This window comes from Pluralibacter gergoviae ATCC 33028 = NBRC 105706, assembly GCF_001598855.1.
Taxonomy (GTDB): Bacteria; Pseudomonadota; Gammaproteobacteria; order Enterobacterales; family Enterobacteriaceae; genus Pluralibacter; species Pluralibacter gergoviae.
In genome coordinates this window covers 1-5,282 of sequence record NZ_BCZS01000070.1, presented here as the reverse complement: position 1 = coordinate 5,282, position 5,282 = coordinate 1, and the positions used below count along the sequence as shown (strand labels likewise).

Sequence of the window (5,282 nt, the reverse complement as noted above, 5' to 3'; positions counted from 1 at the left end):
ATGGTGGCCAGCTACATGCGTACCGGAATGAGCGAAGCTGATGCGAAGGCCGCGGTAGGTTACCAGCTTGGCGTAATATATATTGTAGGCGGAATAGCAGGTATAGGTTCGGGCAAAGCGGTTGATAGGGGCTGATGCCAGGTGTGAAACCTGGTAACTCGACGGTAAAACCTATAGAAAAAGTACCAAGCTCATCTGAAACTTATTTTCGGGTTGAAGGTGGAGGAAATGGTACACAAACTAGTCAGAATAGAATTAGTGTAAACTCTGACGGGAGTGTAACTATTAACTCGGGTTGTAGTGGGCAATTGTGCGTTAGTACTAATGGACCAAATCATGCTGCTTATTATCTAACAAATAGGAGGCAAGATGGTAGCGTTGTGGTATTTGAAATTGATGCGGCTCTAAATAAACAAATAATGGATGCTGCAGTACCTCAAAGGCCCATTCCTGGAGTGCCGAAAGACCCGAATGCTCCTAAGATTGTCGATCCTACAAAAGGGCAACCTAGTGTTTCTCTTGAACTACCTAAGGTGTGGGATAGGCTGATAGAACAAAACTCATCAAAAGCTCGCGTATTAACAAAAGAGGAGTTTCTGAATGAATTTAAAAACTGATTATCAGAATTTACTTGATGCCATTTTTAATGGCGATAAAGATATAGCTATCTTTGTTATGGATGGTGTTCATTATTATGTTATTGATAATAAATGTAATTATTGTATTGATGTCAGGCCGGAATATAAGGCATATATAGCTAAAGGATGGATGAAAGAGTCTTTATATGACGAGGCCGTAAGTTCATTCAGGAATGGATTTCCTATATTATCTAAGGATAACTTTAAAGATTATATAACCAAAAATGATATTACTATTTATACGGTTGACTGGATGAGATTTTTTTTTACTTTTGGCAGAGACGATGAGAAGCTTGTCATTTTTTATGATTATGTTGAGCGATTTTTATCTACGTTAACAGATCCAGTATCAATTGAATGGGATAGCTGGAGAATGCGGTTACCTAAGTTTTATATTAATTTTGACAAAAAAATATATCGTCATACTGATTGGGATAGAAGCCACGATGCGACTGTACCTTCTGATTGGAGCATCCAAGCAAATAGTAATTTTGGTTTGTTAGTACCAGACAAAGAGCAATATTGGCTTATTAATGGCATGAATTTTTGGAAATTACAGATGTGAATAGTGATACCCCGCCCTCTACAGCTTGATTTTACATTATAGGGTAGCCTTTTTGCTGCCAACGAAATGATTAACTGCCCCGGTTTGGTAGTCACTTAGATCCTCAACCTAGTGATGAGCCCAGCGGCTACAGCTATCTTTTCTCGATGGTCAGTTGAGGTAGTTGCTCCGGCCTATCGCTATTGTAACGGTAATTCTGATGATGAAGGTAGACATCTAATGACCAGTATTTTTAATAGTCAAGAGAAAAATTAAACCTTGTACCTAAGGATGGAAATCTTAATAAAAGTGTCTTGAAAAGCATGAAAAGTTCTTGGGTTAACACTTTGAACGATGACAAAAGGTTGAAGCTAATATCTAATCAATTTAAGTTGAGAATAACTCGCTGAGCGTTGTTGTACGTGGTGGAAAACTGATAGCGGAAGGATGCGCTAAAGTTGCGGCCTGTCGAAATGAGGCAATAGAGAAAGGCCTGGGGTTCCTGGTAGGTGCAGGAGCGACGACAACCGTGCTGGAGAAACTGTCTCCTTCAGATCAGCAATATGTTATGTCTGTGGCCATGAATGGCGGCCGTGCGGATGCAGTTGCTCAACTGACGCCGGAACAGCGCGCAGCGTATGACTACATTGTGCAGCAGGATAAACAGGGATCTTTCCAGTTATTACCGGCTCAACAGAGTTCATCAGGTGACAAACCCGCTTCGACGCCTAATATCGGAAAGGATCTGAGTGACGCTGATAAGGCGGAGATCGGTGGGGCTGGTTCTGGTTCTCCTGGTGGGTGGGGGCCAGAGGATGAAGAAAAAGGGAGAAATCAGGCAAATGTTGAGGCAGCGAAAAAAGACGTTGAGCGATTAGGTTATGACTCAAATAAAGTCTCACATATTTTTGCTGATAAACATCAAATGAATGGTCTGATAAAAGAATTTGGTTCTCCTGAGGCTGCGCTAAAAGAAATGCATAAAGCAGCTCAATCGGTAGTTAAAGAGCCGGGAGCTTATCAGACTGGTAGCTGGGTAACTGTTCGGGTTGGTAATAGCAATGTCAGTGTTAAAGGAGTTGTTATTAATGGTGAGTTCAGGATATCAACAGCGACAATGAGGCCATTTTAATGCAGCTACTTGAAGAAGAACGCTTTGCGTTAACATTTACGCTCAGTGAATCATCCATTAATCTGGATGCATTATTGATTAATGCTGATGTTACGGAGAGGAATAGAACAGGGGTCGGTTTTTTTACAACTGTAAAGTTGCAGTGCTCTATACCTGTCCAAGATAATAAGTCAACATATTGGGAACGTAATTTTGAACATAAAAACATGCCTTATGGGGGCTGTTTTATGGTTCGACTGATCAGCTCTAATGTACTAGAAATAGAGGCTGTAGCCTTTGAAAGTCATTGGCCCGAGCAATTTAGACGAGAGGATTTTATCTATTAGCTTTAAGATCCGGCCAATTAACCGGGATCTTTTTTTATCATCAGAGTTTAATCTCCGGCTCAATAACCAGCCGTCCCTTCTCAGCGGTGACCACCACCGCCTGCCCGGTGCTGAATCCCAGCGCTTCCAGCCATCGCCCCTTGAGGGTGAGCTGCGGCAGCGGGTTCGGCTGGCCCTGGTTGGGTCGGTAGCCAACCCTGTAATAATGCGCCTGCGGCTCGCAGACGGCGGTTGTGGTGACGTGCTGTTGTGACCTGGAACTACATTCAGCCATAATTAACTGCCTCGCTTAATCTCCGTTGCTGAGAGGCGGTAGCGTGTCCGGTAGTCAAAGCGTGCCGGAAGACAAGGGCAGGAGCCAGGGTCGCAACCTGACCATCACCAGCGAGCAGGACAGTGACCGCTACGACATGAAGCAGACCGGCAGCAGCGCGGGTGCCAGCGTGACCTGGGGCGCGGGCTTCAGCGGCTCGGCGAGCGTCAGCGCCAGCCGCGACCGGATGAACAGCAACTTCGATTCGGTGCAGGAGCAGTCGGGGCTGTTTGCGGGCAACGGCGGGTTTGACGTCAACGTGGGCAGCCATACCCAGTCCAACGGCGGGGTGTTTGCGTCCACCGCCACTCCGGATAAAAACCGTCTGGAGACGGGGACGCTGGGCTGGAGGGATATCGGCAATCAGGCCGACTTTACGGTAGAGCACCAGAGCGCGGGGGTGAGCACAGGCGGGAGCTATGCGGGCCAGTTTATCGGCAATATGGCGAGCAACACGCTGGCCGGCGCCCACGGCAGCGGCCACGACAGCAGCACGACGCACGCGGCGGTGGAAGCCGGAACCATCATCATCCGGGACCCGGGCAACCAGCAGCAGGACGTATCGACGCTGAGCCGGGACACGGAGCACGCGGCGAACGGCCTGAGCCCGATATTTGACAAGGAGAAGGAGCAGAGGCGCCTGCAGGAAGCGCAGCTTATCGGGGAGACAGGGACGCAGGTCGGAGATATTGCGCGGACGGAGGGCGACCTTGCGGGTCTGGAGCGGGCGAAAAAAGCGCACCCGGATTACAGCAATGACGAGCTCCGCAAAACGGAAGAATACAAAAGTGCCATGAAGAAATATGGCACGGGGAGCGATATCCAGCAGGCGATTTCAGCGGCCACGGCAGCGGTGCAGGGTCTGGCGGGGGGAGACCTGAAGGCGGCGATTGCCGGAGGCGCAGCGCCGTATCTGGCGGAGGTGATACACAACCGGACGAAGGACGCCAGCGGCGAGGTGAACATCAGCGCAAACCTGATGGCGCACGCGGTACTGGGGGCGGTGGTGGCCTCAGCCCAGGGCAACTCCGCGCTGGCAGGGGCAAGTGGCGGTGCGCTGGGCGAGTATATTGCGCAGCAGATATATCCGGGCGTACCGAGGGATAAACTGACGGAGGAGCAGAAGCAGACCATCAGTGCGCTGGGAACCCTGGCGGCCGGGCTGGCGGGAGGGCTCACTGGCGGCAGCACCGCAGATGCAGTGGCCGGGGCGCAGGCCGGGAAGAATGCGGTTGAGAATAATTATCTGGGCAAGGTTCTGGTTGAAGGATGTGCTATAGCAGCCCCCTGCAGGACAAAAGTTGCCGAGCAATTGCTGGAAATAGGAGTCAAGGCAGGCATCACCGGGGTCGTTGCGAAAGAAATCGCGGACAAGATCTCTGCGGAAGAACTGGATCATCTGATCACCCTGAAAATGACAGGTAACGATGAGATAACCAGTAAGTATCTGGGGCTGTTGGAAGGTAAGTATGGTTCTTCCAATACGGGGGGGAATCAGATTGTTGATTCAGGACCAACTAATACAGGTGGAAATCAGACCGCCACTGGGAATATCCCGTCGCATACGGGGAATAATCAGTCTTCAGGTCAGGGAGCGACAAATACCGGGAATACTGACGGTAAGCCAGATACAGGTGGAAATACAACAGTAACACCGATTCCGGATGGACCGAGTGCTGATGATTTGGCTTATTTGTCGAATAATAAAAATGCTATCGAAGATTCCTGGCATCAGGGGAGTTTTGGTTCATCTGAAGACTCACTGCAGAAACATTATGAAAAACATGGTAAGGAAGTTGGAGCAACTAGTACTGAACAATATCTTCGTAAAGCTCAAGCCTTTGCTGATGATCTAAAAGGCGCGAGGAAAACCAATATTAGTGGGGCGACTGAGGGCGTTACTAGATACTATAAAAATGGGAAGTATATTGATATCGCAGGTAACGGTAAGATTATTTCATTTGGTAAGCAATAGGGGGACATATGTGGCATGACCTAAAGTTAGAGCATGTTGGGAGAATTGAAAAAACTGTTGCTGAGTTTACAGTGTGGATGATTACTGTTTTACCCTATGCAAAAATGAAGGTTAAAATTTATGAGGATGATCATGGCAATTATAAAGGAAGAACTGATCTGCAAATCAAAAGAAAATTTGATGGTTGTCCAGAGTCAGCAATAGGTTATGGAAATACTATCGAAGAAGCTTTAGAAGATACAATAAGCTATTTTAACAGTATGTTGAAAGAAGATGGTTTTGAAGAATTGACAGAAAAAGATATTGAATATAGCGAATACTCTGATTTTTAGCTTCTGTCTGATATAGCGCGTA

At 47.6% G+C, this 5,282-nt stretch carries 7 protein-coding genes; 6 read left to right on the top strand and 1 reads right to left on the bottom strand.

The window, feature by feature from the left end:
* Window positions 1-134: 134 nt before the first annotated feature.
* The 4 genes from ENGE1_RS29025 to ENGE1_RS28750 all read left to right on the top strand — a co-directional run bounded on the left by ENGE1_RS29025 (window position 135) and on the right by ENGE1_RS28750 (window position 2,640).
* The gene (locus tag ENGE1_RS29025; RefSeq protein ID WP_174543327.1) at window positions 135-617 is read left to right on the top strand and encodes a hypothetical protein; all 483 of its coding nucleotides are present in this window, start codon (window positions 135-137) and stop codon (window positions 615-617) included.
* Window positions 601-1,203, top strand: a complete 603-nt coding sequence (locus tag ENGE1_RS26005) for a hypothetical protein (protein WP_048255371.1) — start codon at window positions 601-603, stop codon at window positions 1,201-1,203. Before ENGE1_RS29025 ends, ENGE1_RS26005 begins: the two co-directional genes overlap by 17 nt.
* Before the next feature lie 508 nt (window positions 1,204-1,711).
* A complete protein-coding gene (locus tag ENGE1_RS26000; RefSeq protein WP_146144429.1) occupies window positions 1,712-2,314 on the top strand; it encodes a hypothetical protein in 603 nt (200 codons plus the stop codon).
* Window positions 2,314-2,640 carry a hypothetical protein gene (locus ENGE1_RS28750; RefSeq protein ID WP_146144430.1) on the top strand — a complete coding sequence of 109 codons (327 nt, stop codon included), beginning with the start codon at window positions 2,314-2,316 and terminating at the stop codon, window positions 2,638-2,640. Before ENGE1_RS26000 ends, ENGE1_RS28750 begins: the two co-directional genes overlap by 1 nt.
* Window positions 2,641-2,680: 40 nt before the next feature.
* On the opposite strand, the gene ENGE1_RS25995 is transcribed toward ENGE1_RS28750, so the two are convergent.
* Entirely contained in the window at window positions 2,681-2,914 is a 234-nt protein-coding gene (locus ENGE1_RS25995) for a SymE family type I addiction module toxin (protein ID WP_048255373.1), read from the bottom strand.
* A gap of 43 nt (window positions 2,915-2,957) precedes the next feature.
* Between ENGE1_RS25995 and ENGE1_RS29420 the strand changes: the two genes are divergently transcribed.
* Complete coding sequence (locus tag ENGE1_RS29420; RefSeq protein WP_073971358.1) at window positions 2,958-4,928, top strand: VENN motif pre-toxin domain-containing protein; 1,971 nt, start codon at window positions 2,958-2,960, stop codon at window positions 4,926-4,928.
* An 8-nt stretch (window positions 4,929-4,936) separates the two neighbouring features.
* A complete protein-coding gene (locus ENGE1_RS28745) occupies window positions 4,937-5,260 on the top strand; it encodes a hypothetical protein (RefSeq protein WP_048255375.1) in 324 nt (107 codons plus the stop codon).
* Window positions 5,261-5,282 lie beyond the last annotated feature (22 nt).